The 17,473-nt window shown below is 61.3% G+C and carries 17 protein-coding genes; 15 read left to right on the forward strand and 2 right to left on the reverse strand.

The features are described 5' to 3' along the window. Positions 1-4: 4 nt before the first annotated feature. From NE357_RS07970 to NE357_RS08040, 15 genes are all read left to right on the forward strand, one after another. Positions 5-673, forward strand: a complete 669-nt coding sequence (locus tag NE357_RS07970) for a hypothetical protein (protein ID WP_169429416.1) — start codon at positions 5-7, stop codon at positions 671-673. A 187-nt stretch (positions 674-860) separates the two neighbouring features. After that, positions 861-2,990 carry a flagellar biosynthesis protein FlhA gene (flhA, locus tag NE357_RS07975; protein WP_169429417.1) on the forward strand — a complete coding sequence of 710 codons (2,130 nt, stop codon included), beginning with the start codon at positions 861-863 and terminating at the stop codon, positions 2,988-2,990. Positions 2,991-3,001: 11 nt separating this feature from the next. Next, on the forward strand, positions 3,002-4,342 hold the full coding sequence (flhF, locus tag NE357_RS07980) for a flagellar biosynthesis protein FlhF (protein ID WP_169429418.1): 1,341 nt from the start codon (positions 3,002-3,004) through the stop codon (positions 4,340-4,342). A 113-nt stretch (positions 4,343-4,455) separates the two neighbouring features. Next, the gene (fleN, locus tag NE357_RS07985) at positions 4,456-5,286 is read left to right on the forward strand and encodes a flagellar synthesis regulator FleN (RefSeq protein ID WP_003222917.1); all 831 of its coding nucleotides are present in this window, start codon (positions 4,456-4,458) and stop codon (positions 5,284-5,286) included. Further along, positions 5,283-6,023, forward strand: coding sequence for an RNA polymerase sigma factor FliA (gene fliA, locus NE357_RS07990; RefSeq protein ID WP_007951959.1), 741 nt, complete (start codon positions 5,283-5,285; stop codon positions 6,021-6,023). The genes fleN and fliA overlap by 4 nt, the downstream gene beginning before the upstream one ends. A gap of 167 nt (positions 6,024-6,190) precedes the next feature. Then, positions 6,191-6,562, forward strand: a complete 372-nt coding sequence (locus NE357_RS07995) for a chemotaxis response regulator CheY (RefSeq protein ID WP_003183998.1) — start codon at positions 6,191-6,193, stop codon at positions 6,560-6,562. Positions 6,563-6,579: 17 nt separating this feature from the next. Then, positions 6,580-7,368 (forward strand): protein phosphatase CheZ, encoded by a 789-nt coding sequence (locus NE357_RS08000; RefSeq protein WP_085710486.1) that lies wholly within the window; start codon positions 6,580-6,582, stop codon positions 7,366-7,368. A 35-nt stretch (positions 7,369-7,403) separates the two neighbouring features. Beyond that, on the forward strand, positions 7,404-9,689 hold the full coding sequence (locus tag NE357_RS08005) for a chemotaxis protein CheA (RefSeq protein WP_169429419.1): 2,286 nt from the start codon (positions 7,404-7,406) through the stop codon (positions 9,687-9,689). A 49-nt stretch (positions 9,690-9,738) separates the two neighbouring features. Beyond that, positions 9,739-10,875 (forward strand): protein-glutamate methylesterase/protein-glutamine glutaminase, encoded by a 1,137-nt coding sequence (locus tag NE357_RS08010; protein WP_169429420.1) that lies wholly within the window; start codon positions 9,739-9,741, stop codon positions 10,873-10,875. Then, positions 10,875-11,615 (forward strand): flagellar motor protein, encoded by a 741-nt coding sequence (locus NE357_RS08015; protein WP_169429421.1) that lies wholly within the window; start codon positions 10,875-10,877, stop codon positions 11,613-11,615. The genes NE357_RS08010 and NE357_RS08015 overlap by 1 nt, the downstream gene beginning before the upstream one ends. 12 nt (positions 11,616-11,627) lie before the next feature. After that, positions 11,628-12,518 carry a flagellar motor protein MotD gene (gene motD / locus NE357_RS08020; RefSeq protein ID WP_085710492.1) on the forward strand — a complete coding sequence of 297 codons (891 nt, stop codon included), beginning with the start codon at positions 11,628-11,630 and terminating at the stop codon, positions 12,516-12,518. A 43-nt stretch (positions 12,519-12,561) separates the two neighbouring features. Beyond that, a complete protein-coding gene (locus NE357_RS08025; protein WP_007959220.1) occupies positions 12,562-13,350 on the forward strand; it encodes a ParA family protein in 789 nt (262 codons plus the stop codon). A 2-nt stretch (positions 13,351-13,352) separates the two neighbouring features. Next, positions 13,353-14,306 carry a CheW domain-containing protein gene (locus NE357_RS08030; protein WP_169429422.1) on the forward strand — a complete coding sequence of 318 codons (954 nt, stop codon included), beginning with the start codon at positions 13,353-13,355 and terminating at the stop codon, positions 14,304-14,306. Between the two features lie 85 nt (positions 14,307-14,391). Further along, positions 14,392-14,877 (forward strand): chemotaxis protein CheW, encoded by a 486-nt coding sequence (locus NE357_RS08035; RefSeq protein ID WP_007959223.1) that lies wholly within the window; start codon positions 14,392-14,394, stop codon positions 14,875-14,877. Next, positions 14,878-15,270 carry a DUF2802 domain-containing protein gene (locus NE357_RS08040; protein ID WP_169429423.1) on the forward strand — a complete coding sequence of 131 codons (393 nt, stop codon included), beginning with the start codon at positions 14,878-14,880 and terminating at the stop codon, positions 15,268-15,270. Positions 15,271-15,393: 123 nt separating this feature from the next. Here NE357_RS08040 and NE357_RS08045 read toward each other — a convergent pair whose 3' ends face one another. Together NE357_RS08045 and fliK are read right to left on the reverse strand one after the other, a co-directional pair. After that, entirely contained in the window at positions 15,394-15,723 is a 330-nt protein-coding gene (locus NE357_RS08045; RefSeq protein WP_169429424.1) for an EscU/YscU/HrcU family type III secretion system export apparatus switch protein, read from the reverse strand. Next, positions 15,720-17,294 carry a flagellar hook-length control protein FliK gene (gene fliK, locus NE357_RS08050; protein ID WP_169429425.1) on the reverse strand — a complete coding sequence of 525 codons (1,575 nt, stop codon included), beginning with the start codon at positions 17,292-17,294 and terminating at the stop codon, positions 15,720-15,722. The genes NE357_RS08045 and fliK overlap by 4 nt, the downstream gene beginning before the upstream one ends. Positions 17,295-17,473 lie beyond the last annotated feature (179 nt).

Genomic DNA, 17,473 nt, shown 5'->3' on the forward strand with positions numbered 1-17,473 from the left:
GAACATGACAGGGCGCGTTTACCGAAAACTGCCGGGCATGGAGATGGAGTTCGTTTCAGGGAAGCTGGAAAGGGACGCAGGCGAGCGGGCCATCGTCTATGAGGTGACGTGCGACCTGAAGTTGGACTTTCTCAATTTTCTGGTCATGGCCAATCAGTACATTCCGAATTATCTGGATAACCCCATCAATGCGATCCGGCCTGAACTGGCCGGGTTTGCGTATCACTACTCCTACAACTACTTCTTTGGCGCGGCCGGTAATATCAGCAATAACCCGTCGTTGTTCGCTCTATTCACCGACCGTGGTTATTACATGGACCAGTGGGCGAGGGATGGCGGGCCAGTAGAACAACGATATGGAAAACCCTCATTCACGTTGGTCGGCAACCAATTGCGCATCACGTCGCGGCAGTACTTTCGGCTGGATGCGGGGGCTCCTCCGATCGAAATCAGCGACCTGCCATTCATCCGTTTCGAATGGGCATTTAATCTGATGGAGGGGCATGCGAAGTCCACTGATGTCGCGCCTGTCACCATGGTGGTACTGATGTCTACGGAGGAGGACGTTGTCGATGTCGATGGGCACAGCGTGTTCAGGGGCACGCGCTATCTGGATAATGCAGCCCTCTCTTTCGGTCCGATCACACCAGCGCACATTCTGGTAGCCAGTTGACTGTCGGGGTTTCATCTCACTGAACATCGCTGAACAGGGGGCGGGCGCACGACGTGCGTGCCGCCCCTTTGTGCATTCATCACCCCTCTGTTTCAAGCCTTGGCAAAAGTTGGAAGGCTTCTTGCAGTAGCCGCCGTGCGCCTGCTTCGGGCGTCAAAAGTTTGCTTTAAAGGAACGGGGAAAACCGGTGGATCGCTCTCAGTTAATCAACAGTGCTCGCTCGAACATTGCCGATCTCAGTCGGGGCAATCTGGGTGTGCCGCTGTTGCTGCTGGTCATGCTGGCGATGATGATGTTGCCGGTGCCGCCGTTCCTGCTCGACGTGTTCTTCACCTTCAATATTGCCCTGTCGATCGTCGTGCTGCTGGTCTGCGTGTACGCCTTGCGGCCGCTGGATTTTGCGGTGTTTCCGACGATCCTGCTGGTGGCGACGCTGTTGCGACTGGCGCTGAACGTGGCGTCGACGCGGGTGGTGATGCTCCATGGTCAGGACGGCCACGCCGCTGCCGGCAAGGTGATCCAGGCCTTCGGTGAGGTGGTGATCGGCGGCAACTACGTGGTCGGTATCGTGGTCTTCGCGATCCTGATGATCATCAACTTCGTCGTAGTGACCAAGGGTGCCGGGCGGATCTCCGAGGTGAGCGCGCGTTTCACCCTCGATGCGATGCCCGGCAAGCAAATGGCGATCGACGCCGACCTCAACGCCGGTCTGATCGACCAGAACCAGGCCAAGGCCCGTCGTTCCGAAGTCGCCCAAGAGGCTGAGTTCTACGGTTCGATGGACGGTGCCAGCAAGTTCGTTCGCGGTGACGCCATTGCCGGCCTGCTGATTCTGTTCATCAACCTGATCGGCGGCATGGCCGTCGGTATCTTCCAGCACAACATGTCCTTCGCTGACGCCGGCAAGGTGTACGCCTTGCTGACCATCGGTGACGGTTTAGTGGCGCAATTGCCATCACTGTTGTTATCGACAGCGGCAGCGATCATGGTGACCCGTGCTTCCGGCTCGGAAGACATGGGCAAACAGATCAATCGCCAGATGTTCGCCTCGCCCAAGGCGCTGGCGGTGGCCGCCGGTCTGATGGCGGTCATGGGGCTGGTGCCGGGCATGCCGCACTTCTCGTTCCTGACCATGGCCGCGCTGGCCGCCGGTGGTGCTTATCTGTTCTGGAAAAAGCAGAACGTGGCCAAGGTGCAGGCGCTGGAAGAGGTCAAGCGTCAGCAGGAACTGCTGCCGTCGCCGGCCCGTGCCATGGAAACCAAGGAGCTGGGCTGGGACGACGTGACGCCCATCGACATGATCGGCCTGGAAGTCGGCTATCGCCTGATTCCGCTGGTGGACCGCAACCAGGGCGGCCAGTTGCTGGCGCGAATCAAGGGCGTGCGCAAGAAGCTCTCCCAGGACCTTGGCTTCCTGATGCCGACCGTACACATCCGCGACAACCTCGACCTGGCGCCGAGCGCCTATCGCCTGACCCTGATGGGGGTGATCCTGGCCGAAGCCGAGATCTATCCGGATCGCGAACTGGCGATCAACCCGGGGCAGGTCTACGGCACGCTCAACGGCATCACCGCCAAAGATCCGGCTTTTGGCCTGGAGGCGGTGTGGATCGAAGTCAGCCAGCGCGCCCAGGCGCAATCGCTCGGTTACACCGTGGTGGACGCCAGCACCGTGGTCGCCACCCACTTGAACCAGATTCTGTACAAGCACTCCAGCGAGCTGATCGGCCACGAAGAAGTGCAGCAACTCATGCAATTGCTGGCCAAGAGCTCGCCAAAACTGGCTGAAGAGCTGGTGCCGGGTGTGGTCACGTTGTCGCAGTTGCTCAAAGTTTTGCAGGCGCTGTTGGCCGAACACGTGCCGGTGCGCGACATCCGCAGCATTGCCGAAGCCATCGCCAACAACGCCGCCAAGAGTCAAGATACCGCCGCGTTGGTGGCTGCCGTGCGCGTTGGCGTATCCCGCGCCATCGTCCAAAGCATTGTAGGCACTGACTCCGAGCTGCCTGTGATCACCTTGGAACCAAGGTTGGAACAAATATTGCTCAACAGTCTGCAGAAGGCAGGACAAGGCTCGGAAGAGGGCGTTCTGCTGGAGCCGAGCATGGCCGAGAAACTGCAGCGTTCGCTGATCGAAGCGGCGCAGCGTCAGGAAATGCAAGGACAACCGGTGATCCTGTTGGTAGCAGGCCCGGTTCGCGCGATGCTCTCGCGCTTCGGCCGCCTGGCAGTTCCTGGACTGCATGTGCTGGCCTACCAGGAAATTCCGGACAACAAGCAAGTGACCATCGTTGCGACAGTAGGGCCCAACGGCTGAGGTAGTGGTTTATGCAAGTTAAGCGTTTTTTCGCCGCCGATATGCGTCAGGCCATGAAGCTGGTTCGTGATGAGCTGGGCGCTGATGCCGCCATCATTGGCAACCGCCGCATTGCCGGCGGTGTCGAGCTGACGGCGGCGCTGGATTACAAACTGTCGGCGCTGGCCCCGCGTGTTCCGAACATGGAACTCGAGGACGAGTTGCGCAAGACCCAGTCGCGTATCGTCACCGCCCAGGCCGAACTGAGCCTGCGTGGTGAAGCCGACGGCAACACCAATCTCCAGCTGTTCGCCGGGCTGCCATTGACCGCCGGCCTGCCGCTGACCGCAGCCGAGCCTCTGACAGAACCGACGTATGCTGCTCCGGCCCGTCCAGCCCCGGCACCTGCGCCGGCGGCCGCTGGTGTCGATCCGCGTGCGCTGGATTCGATGCGTTTCGAACTCAACAGCCTGCGCGAGCTGATGGAAGTACAGCTCGGCACCCTGGCCTGGAATCAGCTGCAAGGCAGCCGCCCGGCTCAGGCGAATCTGTATCGTCGTCTGCAGCGCATCGGTTTGTCGGGCCCGTTGTCCCGTGATCTGCTGTCGATGATCACCGAGATCGACGAACCTCGTCAGGCCTGGCGCATGCTGCTGGCGCACCTGGCACGAATGATTGCCGTACCGGAAGTCGAGCCGCTGGAAGAGGGCGGGATCATTGCCATGGTCGGCCCGGCCGGCATGGGCAAGACCACTACTCTGGCCAAACTCGCTGCCCGCTACGTGCTCAAGTACGGCGCGCAGAACATCGCGCTGGTGAGCATGGACAGTTTCCGCATTGGTGCTCAGGAACAGTTGAAAACCCTGGGCCGGATCCTCAATGTGTCGGTGACCCACGTCGATCCGGGCCAGTCCCTGGTGCAGGCGCTGGATCCACTGCTGCGCAAGCGCGTGGTGCTGATCGATACCGCCGGCCTGCAGGCCAGCGATCCGGCCCTGCGCATGCAGCTGGAAAGCCTGGCCGGTCGTGGCATTCGGTCGAAAAATTATCTGGTGCTGGCAACCACCAGCCAGAAACAGGTTCTAACCGCCGCTTATCACAGTTACAAGCGTTGCGGGCTGGCCGGGTGCATCCTGACTAAACTGGATGAGACGGCCAGCCTTGGCGAAGTGCTGAGCCTGGCGATCAGTCATGAACTGCCGGTCGCCTACCTGACCGACGGCCCGCGGATTCCGGATGATCTGCATCTGCCGCGCCGTCATCAATTGGTCAGCCGCGCCGTCAGCGTGCAAATGCAGGAAGAACCCAGCGAAGAAGCCATGGCTGACATGTTCGCTGATATCTACCACAGTCCGACCAAGCAGGTTGGCTGAGGTAATGAACCGTTTTTGTACCTACATCGATGGTCTGCCATGCATTGTTCCGGTTGTGAACGCGCAGCCAGTAATGTGGCCTCCGTCTATGCAAGACAAGGTAAAGAAATAACATGGGCAGCATGCATCCCGTACAGGTGATCGCGGTGACCGGCGGCAAAGGTGGCGTCGGCAAGACTAACGTGTCAGTGAACTTGTCCCTGGCGCTGGCAGAGCTTGGCCGTCGGGTCATGCTGCTGGACGCCGACCTGGGGCTGGCGAACGTCGACGTTCTGCTGGGCCTCACCCCCAAACGTACCCTGGCCGATGTGATCGAGGGCCGCTGCGAGCTGCGCGACGTGCTGTTGCAAGGCCCCGGCGGGATCCGCATCGTGCCGGCCGCGTCCGGCACCCAGAGCATGGTTCACCTGAGCCCGGCCCAGCATGCCGGTCTGATTCAGGCGTTCAGCGACATCGGCGACAATCTCGACGTGCTGGTGATCGACACCGCTGCGGGTATTGGTGACTCGGTAGTCAGTTTTGTTCGCGCAGCCCAGGAAGTGTTGCTGGTGGTCTGCGACGAGCCGACCTCGATCACCGACGCCTACGCGCTGATCAAGCTGCTCAACCGCGATTACGGCATGAACCGCTTCCGCGTCCTGGCCAACATGGCCCAGAGCCCGCAGGAAGGTCGCAATCTGTTTGCCAAGTTGACCAAGGTCACGGATCGCTTCCTCGACGTCGCCTTACAATACGTCGGTGCGGTGCCTTACGACGAGAGCGTGCGCAAGGCGGTGCAGAAGCAGCGTGCGGTCTATGAAGCCTTCCCGCGTTCCAAGTGCGCACTGGCATTCAAGGCGATCGCGCAAAAGGTCGATACCTGGCCGCTGCCCGCCAACCCGCGCGGCCACCTCGAATTTTTCGTCGAGCGCCTCGTGCAGCAAACGGCAGGACCTGTGCTATGACCGCCAGCGGTATGAATCTTTACAAGAAGTCGGCGCGTGACGCGCAGTACGAGCTGATCGAGCGTTACGCGCCGCTGGTCAAACGCATTGCCTACCACTTGCTGGCGCGATTGCCGGCCAGTGTGCAGGTCGAGGACCTGATTCAGGCCGGGATGATCGGCCTGCTCGAAGTCTCGACCAAATACGACGCCAGCAAGGGCGCCAGTTTCGAAACGTACGCGGGCATCCGGATCCGTGGCGCGATGCTCGATGAAGTGCGCAAGGGGGACTGGGCACCGCGCTCGGTTCACCGCAACACCCGAATGGTCAGCGATGCGATTCGCTCGATTGAAGCTAAAACCGGACGTGACGCTAAAGATCACGAGGTTGCGGCCGAACTCCAATTGAGTCTCGACGATTACTACGGGATTTTGAATGACACCCTGGGCAGCCGACTGTTCAGTTTCGACGACCTGTTGCAGGACGGCGAACATGAAGGGCTGCACGAGGATGGCGCCAGTGCTCATCTTGAGCCGTCGCGTGACCTGGAAGACGAGCGCTTCCAGGCGGCGCTGGCGGACGCGATTGCCAATTTGCCGGAGCGTGAGCGACTGGTGTTGGCGCTGTACTACGACGAAGAACTGAACCTCAAGGAAATCGGTGAAGTCCTTGGCGTCAGTGAATCGCGGGTCAGCCAGTTACACAGCCAGTGCGCGGCCCGTTTGCGGGGGCGTTTGGGAGAGTGGCGAGCGCGCTGAAGGCAGTGTGGGGACACTGCGAACGAGGCTGGTGCGGTGGTGAACGGCACCGGTCTTGCTCTGTTGTGCTCCAGACAGTCGTCGAGTGCTTTGCCGGATTGATTGAAATGGCGCGTCCAGGTGCTGGGCGCGTTTAAGACTGCTTGGAGGTCGAATTGAACAAAGACATGAAAATCCTCATCGTTGATGACTTCTCAACGATGCGGCGGATCATCAAGAACCTGTTGCGTGACCTCGGGTTCACCAACACCGTTGAAGCCGACGATGGCACCACCGCCATTCCGGTGCTCAACAGCGGCAGCATCGACTTTCTGGTGACCGACTGGAACATGCCCGGCATGACCGGTATCGACCTGCTGCGTCACGTGCGCGCCGACGAAAAACTCAAGCACCTGCCAGTGCTGATGGTGACCGCTGAAGCCAAGCGCGAGCAGATCATCGAAGCGGCCCAGGCCGGCGTTAACGGCTACGTGGTCAAACCTTTCACGGCTCAGGCGCTGAAAGAAAAAATCGAGAAGATTTTCGAACGCATCGGCTGATGACGCGCGGGGGAGCTATGGAGCATAAAGAATCTTCACAGGGCGACTTTGAGTCGACCCTGAAAAAACACGCGGTCGAACTGGTCGAAAGCCTTGAAAAGGGCAGGTTCGGCGACGCTGTGCAACTGATCCATGAGCTCAATCAGACCCGTGACCGTGGCCTGTACCAGGAAGTGGGCAAGCTCACGCGTGAACTGCACAGTGCGATCGTCAACTTCCAGATCGATCCGCACATGCCGCAGGCCGAGGAAGTGTCGCAGATCACTGATGCGACCGAGCGTCTGGGCTATGTGGTCAAGCTGACCGAAGCCGCGGCCAACCGCACCATGGATCTGGTGGAAAGCGCGACCCCTGTGGTCAATGGTCTGGCTGACGAAGCCCAGGCGTTGAGTGCTGACTGGGGCCGCTTCATGCGTCGTGAGGTCGGGGCTGAAGAGTTCCGCGAACTGGCGCGCCGGGTCGACGGTTTTCTGTCACGCAGCAGCGCGGACAATCGCGCGGTGTCGAGCAACCTCAACGACATTCTGCTGGCCCAGGATTACCAGGACCTCACAGGTCAAGTGATCAAGCGCGTGACCCAGTTGGTCACCGAAGTCGAAAGCAACCTGCTCAAGCTCGTGCTCATGGCCAGCCAGGTGGACCGCTTTGCGGGCATCGAACATGACCGTGCGGCGATGCTTGCTGAAAAAGATCCACAAAAACATCTCTCGCAGGGTGAAGGTCCGCAGATTCATGCCGATAAACGAGAAGACGTTGTGTCCGGTCAGGACGATGTGGACGATTTGCTATCCAGCCTTGGATTTTGAGTTTAGGTTTTTAGACCTGTAGGAGCACCCCATTAATGAGCTTCGGCGCCGATGAAGAGATCCTTCAGGATTTCCTGGTTGAGGCCGGCGAGATTCTTGAGCAACTGTCCGAACAACTGGTCGAGCTGGAAAGCCGCCCGGATGACGCAGATCTGCTCAACGCAATTTTTCGCGGTTTCCACACTGTAAAAGGGGGCGCCGGCTTCCTTCAGCTCAACGAGCTGGTGGAGTGCTGTCACATCGCCGAAAACGTGTTCGACATCCTGCGCAAGGGTGAACGACGCGTCGATGCAGAACTGATGGACGTGGTGCTCGAAGCGTTGGACGCGGTGAACAGCATGTTCAGCGAAGTCCGCGATCGCAGTCCGATCACCGCCGCCACCCCGCAACTGCTGGCCGCCCTGGCGCGTCTGGCCGAGCCGCAATCGGCGGATGAAGCCCCGGCTTCGCCCGTTGCCGAGATGATCGAAGAACTGGTCGTTGAGAACGAGGCCGGGGACTCCAGCGACATCACCGATAACGAATTTGAACAGTTGCTGGACTCGCTGAACGCCGTCAAGGCCGAAGCCGAAGCTCCGGCGGCTGCCGCTGCGCCTGCTTCCGATGAAGCGGCCAGCGATGAAATCACCGATGCCGAGTTCGAGTCGCTGCTCGACCAGTTGCATGGCAAGGGCCAGTTCGCGGCGGACGCCGTGGCACCGACGGCCGCTGCACCTGCTGCTCCGGCGGCGGGCGACAGCTCGGACATCACCGACGACGAATTCGAAGCCTTGCTCGATCAGTTGCACGGCAAGGGCAACTTTGCTGTCGATGCGCTCGAGTCGGCGATTGCGTCCGTCCCTGCGAATGCAAATGCTGCCCCGGCAGCGGCTGCAGCCGGTAGCGATCTGATCACCGACCACGAGTTCGAATCGCTGCTCGACGATCTGCATGGCAAAGGCAAGTTCACTGACGTCGCCACCGGTGCCGTCGTGACTGCCGGCAATGCTTCGGCTGTTGCAGCGCCTGCCGCCAAGGCCCCGGCCGCTGCGGCGAAACCTGCCGCAAAAGCGCCTGAGCCGAAAGCCGAACCGGCCAAACCGGCTGCCGCTGCTGCACCGGCTCCGGCCCGTGCTCCGGCGACACCGCCACCGGAAAAACCGGCGAGCGAAGCCGAGACCACCGTTCGCGTGGACACCGCGCGTCTCGACGAAATCATGAACATGGTCGGCGAGCTGGTGCTGGTGCGTAACCGTCTGGTGCGCCTGGGCCTGAACAGCGGCGACGAGTCGATGCAGAAGGCCGTGTCGAACCTCGACGTGGTCACTGCCGACTTGCAGACCGCAGTGATGAAGACCCGGATGCAGCCGATCAAGAAAGTCTTCGGCCGCTTCCCGCGTCTGGTTCGCGATCTGGCTCGTCAGCTCAAGAAAGAGATCAACCTGGAACTGGTGGGCGAAGAAACCGACCTCGACAAGAACCTCGTCGAGGCGCTGGCCGACCCGCTGGTCCACTTGGTGCGCAACGCGGTCGACCACGGCATCGAGTCGCCGGAAGAACGCGAAGCGTCGGGCAAGGCCCGTGGCGGCAAGGTGATTCTGGCGGCCGAGCAGGAAGGCGACCACATCCTGCTGTCGATCTCCGACGACGGCAAAGGCATGGACCCTAACGTCCTGCGCGCCATCGCCGTGAAACGCGGTGTGATGGACAAGGATGCTGCCGATCGCCTGAGCGACACCGAGTGCTACAACCTGATCTTCGCCCCGGGCTTCTCGACCAAGACCGAGATCTCCGATGTGTCTGGCCGCGGTGTGGGCATGGACGTGGTGAAGACCAAGATTTCCCAGCTCAACGGTTCGATCAACATCTACTCGACCAAGGGCGCGGGCTCGAAAATCGTCATCAAGGTACCGCTGACGCTGGCGATCATGCCGACCCTGATGGTGATGCTTGGCAACCAGGCGTTCGCGTTCCCGCTGGTGAACGTCAACGAAATCTTCCACCTCGACCTGTCGACCACCAACGTCGTGGACGGCCAGGAAGTGGTGATCGTGCGGGACAAGGCGCTGCCATTGTTCTACCTCAAGCGCTGGCTGGTCAGCTCCGCGGCTCACGAAGAGCAGCGCGAAGGCCATGTGGTGATCCTTTCGGTGGGCACCCAGCGGATCGGCTTCGTCGTCGATCAACTGGTCGGTCAGGAAGAAGTGGTCATCAAGCCATTGGGCAAAATGCTGCAGGGAACCCCGGGCATGTCCGGCGCCACCATCACCGGTGACGGCCGTATTGCGCTGATTCTCGATGTTCCAAGCATGCTCAAGCGTTACGCCGCACGGCGTATTTGAATCCGGGGCGGCGGGGCGACGACGTCCCGCCGCACCTAATGGAGTGTTTATGGCAGTCAAAGTCCTGGTGGTGGACGATTCGGGTTTTTTCCGCCGCCGCGTCTCGGAAATTCTTTCAGCGGATCCGAGCATCCAGGTTGTCGGTACGGCAACCAACGGTAAAGAGGCGATCGATCAGGCCCTGGCCCTCAAGCCGGACGTGATCACCATGGACTACGAGATGCCGATGATGGATGGCATCACGGCCGTGCGGCACATCATGCAGCGCTGCCCGACGCCGGTGTTGATGTTCTCCTCGCTGACGCACGAAGGCGCCCGGGTCACCCTGGATGCGCTGGACGCCGGCGCGGTGGATTTCCTGCCGAAGAATTTCGAAGACATCTCCCGCAATCCGGAGAAGGTCAAGCAACTGCTGTGCGAGAAGGTTCACAGCATCTCGCGCAGCAACCGTCGTTTCAGTGCCTACAGTGCGCCGGCGCCTGCCGCTGCACCGACGCCTGCACCGGCGGCTCCCGCGCCGTCGAGCTTCAGCAGTCACAGCAGCGCACCGGCCCGTCCGGCACCTGCGCCTGCACCGACTCGCGCGCCAGCGGCCAGCGCTTCGTCGCCGGCCCCGAAACGCAAAAACTACAAGCTCGTGGCGATTGGTACATCGACCGGCGGCCCGGTCGCACTGCAGCGGGTTCTGACCCAGTTGCCGGCCAACTTCCCGGCACCGATCGTGTTGATCCAGCACATGCCGGCAGCCTTCACCAAGGCCTTTGCCGAGCGTCTGGACAAGCTGTGCCGCATCAGCGTCAAGGAAGCCGAGGATGGCGACATCCTGCGTCCGGGCCTGGCGCTGCTGGCTCCGGGTGGCAAGCAGATGATGATCGACGGCCGTGGCGCGGTGAAAATCCTGCCGGGCGACGAGCGTCTGAACTACAAGCCTTGCGTGGACATCACTTTCGGTTCCGCAGCGAAATCCTACAGCGACAAAGTTCTGGCGGTCGTGCTGACCGGCATGGGCGCCGACGGTCGCGAAGGCGCCCGTCTGCTCAAGCAGGGCGGCAGCACCGTCTGGGCTCAGGATGAAGCCAGTTGCGTGATCTACGGCATGCCGATGGCGATCGTCAAAGCTGACCTCGCGGATGCGGTATACGGTCTGGACGATATCGGCAAGCACATCGTCGAGGCGTGTATCTGATGGATGTTCTGAGCCTTATCGGGATCATCATGGCGTTTGTCGCGATCATCGGCGGCAATTTCCTTGAAGGCGGTCACCTGGGCGCACTGGCCAACGGCCCGGCAGCGCTGATCGTGCTCGGCGGGACCATCGGTGCCGCCTTGCTGCAATCGCCGATGAGCGCGTTCAAGCGTGCCATGCAGATTCTGGCCTGGATCTTTTTCCCGCCCCGTGTGGATCTGGCCGGCGGCATCGATCGGGTGGTCAACTGGAGCCTCACGGCGCGCAAGGAAGGCCTGCTGGGCCTGGAAGGCGTGGCGGATGCCGAGCCTGATGCCTACTCGCGCAAAGGCCTGCAACTGCTGGTCGATGGCGCCGAGCCGGAAGCGATCCGCAGCATCCTCGAAGTGGATTTCTACACCCAGGAAGCCCGTGATATCGAGGCCGCCAAGGTCTTTGAAAGCATGGGGGGCTACGCGCCGACCATCGGTATCATCGGTGCGGTGATGGGCCTTATCCACGTGATGGGCAACCTGGCCGATCCGTCACAACTGGGCAACGGCATCGCCGTGGCATTCGTCGCCACGATCTACGGTGTGGCCAGTGCCAACCTGATCCTGTTGCCGGTCGCCGCCAAGCTCAAGTCAATCGCGTTGCGGCAGTCACGTTATCGCGAAATGTTGCTGGAAGGTATTTTGTCGATCGCTGAAGGTGAAAACCCACGCTCCATCGAGTTGAAGCTTCAGGGCTTCATGGATTAAGGGACTAACCTCATGGCACGTCGTCGCCAGCATGAAGAGCACGTAAACCATGAACGTTGGCTGGTTTCCTACGCCGACTTCATCACCTTGCTCTTTGCCTTTTTCGTGGTGATGTACTCCATCTCGTCGATCAACGAAGGCAAGTACAAGGTCATCTCCGAAGCACTGATCGGGGTCTTCACCGACTCCGACCGCTCGCTCAAGCCGATCCCGATCGGTGAAGAACGCCCCAAGACCGTGACCCCGGCCAAGCCGCTGGTCAAGGACAGCGAGCAGGTCGATGCCGGTATCGCGGGGGCCAGTGATCCGTTGAAAAGCATCGCCGACGATATCAGCGCTGCGTTCGGCGACCTGATCGCGAGCAACCAGATGACCGTGCGCGGCAACGAGCTGTGGGTCGAGATCGAACTCAACTCCAGCCTGTTGTTCGGCAGTGGCGATGCGATGCCGAGCGATATCGCGTTCAACATCATCGACAAGGTTGCAGCGATCCTCAAACCGTTCGACAACCCGATCCACGTCGAAGGCTTTACCGACGACCAGCCGATCCGCACGGCGCAGTACCCGACCAACTGGGAGCTGTCGTCAGCGCGCTCGGCGAGCATCGTGCGCATGCTGGCCATGCAGGGCGTCAACCCTGGCCGCATGGCTTCGGTGGGTTACGGCGAATTCCAGCCGGTGGCCAACAACGCCACCGCCGAAGGCCGGGCGAAGAACCGTCGCGTGGTACTGGTGGTGTCGCGCAATCTTGATGTGCGCCGCAGCCTGACGGGCACCGGGACCGCCAATGCAACACCGGACGCCGCGTTGAAGCGTGCTGGCACACAAACTGCACCGACCCCGGTCAAGACGCCGGGACGCGAGAGTGCCGTCAATTCTCCGTCGCCCGCATTAATACGCTGAGCCATGTCTCGGCCGAGCATCTCGGCCGGGAGGAACAATCCGAATGAGAGTCTGGGCAGTCGCCAATCAAAAGGGTGGTGTTGGTAAAACCACTTCTTCCATCGCTTTAGCCGGTTTGCTGGCAGAGGCGGGCAAACGCGTGGTCGTGGTCGATCTCGACCCGCACGGCTCGATGACCAGCTATTTCGGTTACGACCCCGACAGCCTGGAACACAGCAACTACGACCTGTTTCTGCACAAAGGCAGTGTGCCGCAAGGCCTGCCGGGCCAGTTGCTGCTGTCGACCAGCGACGAGCGCATTTCCCTGTTGCCTTCGAGTACCGCGCTGGCCACCCTCGAGCGTCAGTCGCCAGGGCAGAGTGGTTTGGGTCTGGTGATCGCCAAGAGTCTGGCGCAGCTGTGGCAGGACTTCGATTACGCGATCATCGACAGCCCGCCGTTGCTCGGCGTGCTGATGGTCAACGCCCTGGCCGCCAGTCAGCAACTGGTGATCCCGGTGCAGACCGAACACCTGGCCGTCAAAGGCCTGGAGCGCATGGTCAACACCCTGGCGATGATCAACCGTTCGCGCAAACAGGCGCTGCCGTTCAGCATCGTGCCGACCCTGTTCGATCGCCGCACCCAGGCGTCGATGGGCACCTTGCGCGTGCTGCGCGACAAATTCCCCGACGAGATCTGGCAGGGTTATATCCCGGTCGATACCCGTCTGCGTGACGCCAGTCGTGCCGGTGTCACCCCTTCGCAGTTCGACGGCAAGAGCCGTGGCGTGCTGGCCTACCGCGCGCTGCTCAAGCATCTGCTGGCGCAACAACTCGTTCCGCAGGTGGCTTGAGCATGAATCGGCCGATCAAACTGACTTCGCGTCCGCAACTGGCCTTGCAGTCCTATCTGGACAGCTTGCTGGAGGATGTGACGGAAGAGATCCCGCAGGAAACCGAAGCGCCGGTCGAGGTGGTCGAGACCGCCGCGGCGCTCGATGAATTCCAGGCTGCCGTGCTTGAAGAGCAGGCCCGGGATGCGCAAAAAGCTGCCCGGCCGGTCGCCCCGGTTGCAGCGCCTGCCGCTGTGGTAGCCAAAGCGCCTGCGACACTGATCAAAGAGCCTGAGCCGGTGCGCGTGGTCTCGACTCTGGCACCGCTGCTGCAAACCCGACTTCTGCAAACGCCTCCGGTTCCGGCGGCGCCCGAGCCCGAGCCTGAAGCACCTGCGCCAGCCCCGGTCGAACCGACCCTGGTTGCGCCGCTGGTCGAAGTGCATCTGCCGCCCAGCAACACGCCACCACCGGTGGAAACCGACGGCCGTCCGGCCTGGGCTTCGGAAGCTTTCGAATGCCTGCTGTTTGACGTCGCCGGGCTGACCCTGGCCGTGCCACTGGTGTGCCTGGGTTCGATCTATTCGCTGGCCGGCCATGAGCTGACGCCGCTGTTCGGTCAGCCGGAGTGGTTCCTCGGCATCCTGCCAAGCCAGGCCGGGAACCTCAAGGTGCTGGACACCGCACGCTGGGTCATGCCGGATCGCTATCGCGATGACTTCCGTCAGGGCCTGCAATACGTGATTTCGGTACAAGGTTACGAGTGGGGGCTGGCGGTGCATCAGGTCAGCCGCTCGTTGCGTCTGGATCCGAATGAAATCAAATGGAGAAGTCACCGGGGTCAGCGGCCATGGCTCGCGGGCACGGTGATTGAACACATGTGCGCCTTGCTCGATGTATCCGCTCTGGCCGAGTTGATCGCCAGCGGTGGGGCAAAGCACATGTCCGGCAGTAAGCCGAACCACAAACCGACATGACACTTACATAACAGACAGCACCGGCATACGCATGGCGGCGCACAGAACACACACCGCCAGGCGCGGTTTTTCGAGGGGCTAGGGTATGAACGACAAGGCTACGGCGGCAAAGGGTTCCGAAGATCCGATCCTGCAATGGGTGACCTTCAAGCTGGACAATGAAACCTACGGCATCAATGTGATGCGCGTTCAGGAAGTCCTGCGCTACACCGAAATCGCTCCGGTTCCGGGTGCACCGAGCTACGTGCTGGGCATCATCAACCTGCGCGGTAATGTGGTGACGGTGATCGATACCCGTCAGCGCTTCGGCCTGATGAGCGGCGAGATCAGCGACAACACCCGTATCGTCATCATCGAAGCCGACAAGCAGGTTGTTGGCATCATGGTCGACAGCGTGGCTGAAGTGGTTTACCTGCGTCAGTCGGAAATCGAGACCGCACCGAACGTCGGTAACGAAGAGTCGGCCAAGTTCATCCAGGGCGTGTGCAACAAGAACAACGAGTTGCTCATCCTGGTCGAGCTGGACAAGATGATGAGCGAAGAAGAGTGGTCGGAACTGGAGAACATCTGATTGATTCTCGAGGTAGCGGTCATTGTCCTGTTCCTGTTCTGGGCAGGCACGCTGGCAATGTTTCTGGCGTACATCAAGGCGCAGCGGGTCATCGCTGCGCAACAGGCTCAGGGTGATGCGCTGCGTGATCAGCGCATCAAGGACCTGGCCAAGCGTGTCGACGATTACCAGAACGGCAACGTGCGCATGGGTGAAGCCCTGCACGAGCTGCGCGCGGTCGTCGGGCCGATTCCGGACAAGCTTTCCCAACTCGAACAGCGCGACCCGTCGAGCCTGTCGTTCGCCCAGGCGGCGAAACTGGTCGGGATGGGCGCGAGTGTCGATGAGCTGACTCAGTCCTGCGGGTTGACCCAGGCTGAGGCGGAGTTGATGCGCAAGCTGCACAAGAACTGATTATTGCGTCGAGGCTAATGGCCTATTCGCGAGCAAGCCCGCTCCCGCATTCGACTGCATTCCTTCAATAGGATCGCGGTCGAATGTGGGAGCGGGCTTGCTCGCGAAGGGGCCTTCAAAACCTCAGTAATCGTCGCCGCGCTCGGTGACGTCCTTCTCGATCATCGGTGCATCCGGATTGTGTCCCGCCGGGAACTTGCCCTTGAGGTTCCAGGCAAACGCGATGATCTCGGCAATCGTCAGGTACAGCTCTTGCGGGATGCTGTCGCCCAGTTCCATTCGCGCCAGCAACTTCACCAGCTCGGCGTTTTCGTAGATCGGCACTTCACAGTCGCGGGCGATCCGCAGGATTTCTTCCGCCAGCTCGTCGTCTCCCTTGGCGGTGAGGGTCGGGGCGTGGCTGCCGTCGTACTTGAGGGCGATGGCCTGGCGTGGAGCGGTGGAATCGTTCATGCGGTTTCGTCGACCCAGCGATGTTCGAGACGGGTTTGGATGCCTTGCGGCGGTGTGCCGAGGTGACAGTCAAGGTCGCCGACGTTCAGTCCCGAATCCAGCAGACGCTGACGCAGCGTGCTCAGGTTGCTTTCGATCAGGCTGGCAGTATATGGCCGCTCGGCCCACAACTGGCTTGAGAGGCTGCCACTGATCAGTTGTGCCTGAATCTGCATCGGCCCCAGCGGTTCCATGTCGAACGCCAGGTCGACGCGCCACAGTTGCTGCTTCGGTTCCCGCTCATCGCGGCGCTGTTCGTTGGCGTCCTGTTTCTGCGGCGCTTCTTCGCGCTGGAACTTGACCTGCAACGGCACGATGTCCTGCAGGTTGCGCATCGGGATTTCCAGTTGCCAGGTGCTGAGCAGCCGCCCGTCGTCGGTCACGCCGGTCTGTTCCAGACTCGACAGTTGATGACTTTGCAGGCGCGAGACAGCGGCGGCGGCCAGGCGCAGCAAATGTTCCAGATCGCCTTCACCTTCCAGGCTTTGCAGCAGCCGGTCGGGCAGCGGGAAGCTGCTCGGCACCGGCTTCGCACTGACCTGACCGAGCATGCCGAGGGCGTTGCGCACGAAGCTTGGCAGCGCCTGGGCCAGGGTGTTGGCTGCGATGATCGCATTCAGATTGGTATTGCCGGGCAGGCCGGGGGTGAGCTGGGCGATCAACTTGAGCAGATCGGCTTTCATGTCCGGGGCCAGCGTCGGGCTTTGCCCGGCCAGCAATTTGGCTTCGAGAAAGGCGCCGCTGTTGAGCAGTGCCTGGGCCAGGCCTTTGGGGGTGGTCAGTTGCCCGACGTCCGGCAGGTTGGCCAGCAGCCGGTCCACTGCGGCACGCAGATCACTGGAGGTCTGGTCGTCGGTGGGTGGCAGGCTCTGGAGCATTTTCAGCAAGCCATCCAACGAACCCTGACGGCTTTGCTGGCTGACCAGTTGCTGACTGACCGCGAGTTGTTCCTGGCGATTGCTCAGCGGCAGGAATTTCAGGGTCTGCGAATCCTGCACCAGCGCCGACAACAGAGTGCCGATGCGTAATGGCTGAGGGCTGTCGATGCTCAGGGTGCTACCGCTCAACACCGTGTTGAGCAGGCTGACCGTCGAACGGAACACCGTCGGCTGCCCCGGTACCTGCGCCAAGGCCTGATTCGTCAGCACCTTGCCTTGCAGCAGCGTGCCGACCGGCAATTGCGCGGTATCGATGCGGGTGAGGGTAGCGACAGCCGTGGCGATGGCCTGTTGCACGGTGATCGCCAGATTGCCTGCCGACGGCTGGGTGACGGCGAGGTTGGTGCCTTGTGGCAACGGCAGGGTACTTGTCGCCTGCACGGTAGTCTGACGGCCGCCGTCGAGGGTGACCTTGAGCAGCACCTGAAAGGCCTGGTCCGCCGGCTTCAGCGACAACACCTCGGCCTTGGCGCTCTGGCCGGCGGCAATCAGCCCGTCGACCGGCGTCAGCAACTTCAGCAGCTCGCCCACCTGCGGGCGAGCCGTCGCCGGGGCGGTGGGCGGGAGCGGGAGGATGTTCATTTCGCCTGTCATACGCGGACACAACCTGAGGAAAATGCACTCGGGAGAGCAGGGGACGCCATGTATAATGCCGCCCGTCCTTCCGTTCGTTCAAAAAACATAGCAATTGTTTGACGCAGCTCTCTGGATTGAGCCGTCATTGCATTTATGCTGCAACTCTTTAACGGCCGCCCCAGAGCCGACTTGAACCG

The organism is Pseudomonas sp. G7(2022), assembly GCF_052660475.1.

Coding starts and splice junctions, on each gene's coding strand:
- NE357_RS07995 (WP_003183998.1), top strand. CDS start 6,191: ATGAAAATCCTCATCGTTGATGACTTCTCAACGATGCGGCGGATCATC.
- NE357_RS08030 (WP_169429422.1), top strand. CDS start 13,353: ATGAATCGGCCGATCAAACTGACTTCGCGTCCGCAACTGGCCTTGCAG.
- fleN (WP_003222917.1), top strand. CDS start 4,456: ATGGGCAGCATGCATCCCGTACAGGTGATCGCGGTGACCGGCGGCAAA.
- fliA (WP_007951959.1), top strand. CDS start 5,283: ATGACCGCCAGCGGTATGAATCTTTACAAGAAGTCGGCGCGTGACGCG.
- fliK (WP_169429425.1), bottom strand. CDS start 17,294: ATGACAGGCGAAATGAACATCCTCCCGCTCCCGCCCACCGCCCCGGCG.
- flhF (WP_169429418.1), top strand. CDS start 3,002: ATGCAAGTTAAGCGTTTTTTCGCCGCCGATATGCGTCAGGCCATGAAG.
- NE357_RS08035 (WP_007959223.1), top strand. CDS start 14,392: ATGAACGACAAGGCTACGGCGGCAAAGGGTTCCGAAGATCCGATCCTG.
- NE357_RS08025 (WP_007959220.1), top strand. CDS start 12,562: ATGAGAGTCTGGGCAGTCGCCAATCAAAAGGGTGGTGTTGGTAAAACC.
- NE357_RS08015 (WP_169429421.1), top strand. CDS start 10,875: ATGGATGTTCTGAGCCTTATCGGGATCATCATGGCGTTTGTCGCGATC.
- NE357_RS08005 (WP_169429419.1), top strand. CDS start 7,404: ATGAGCTTCGGCGCCGATGAAGAGATCCTTCAGGATTTCCTGGTTGAG.
- NE357_RS07970 (WP_169429416.1), top strand. CDS start 5: ATGACAGGGCGCGTTTACCGAAAACTGCCGGGCATGGAGATGGAGTTC.
- motD (WP_085710492.1), top strand. CDS start 11,628: ATGGCACGTCGTCGCCAGCATGAAGAGCACGTAAACCATGAACGTTGG.
- NE357_RS08045 (WP_169429424.1), bottom strand. CDS start 15,723: ATGAACGATTCCACCGCTCCACGCCAGGCCATCGCCCTCAAGTACGAC.
- NE357_RS08000 (WP_085710486.1), top strand. CDS start 6,580: ATGGAGCATAAAGAATCTTCACAGGGCGACTTTGAGTCGACCCTGAAA.
- NE357_RS08010 (WP_169429420.1), top strand. CDS start 9,739: ATGGCAGTCAAAGTCCTGGTGGTGGACGATTCGGGTTTTTTCCGCCGC.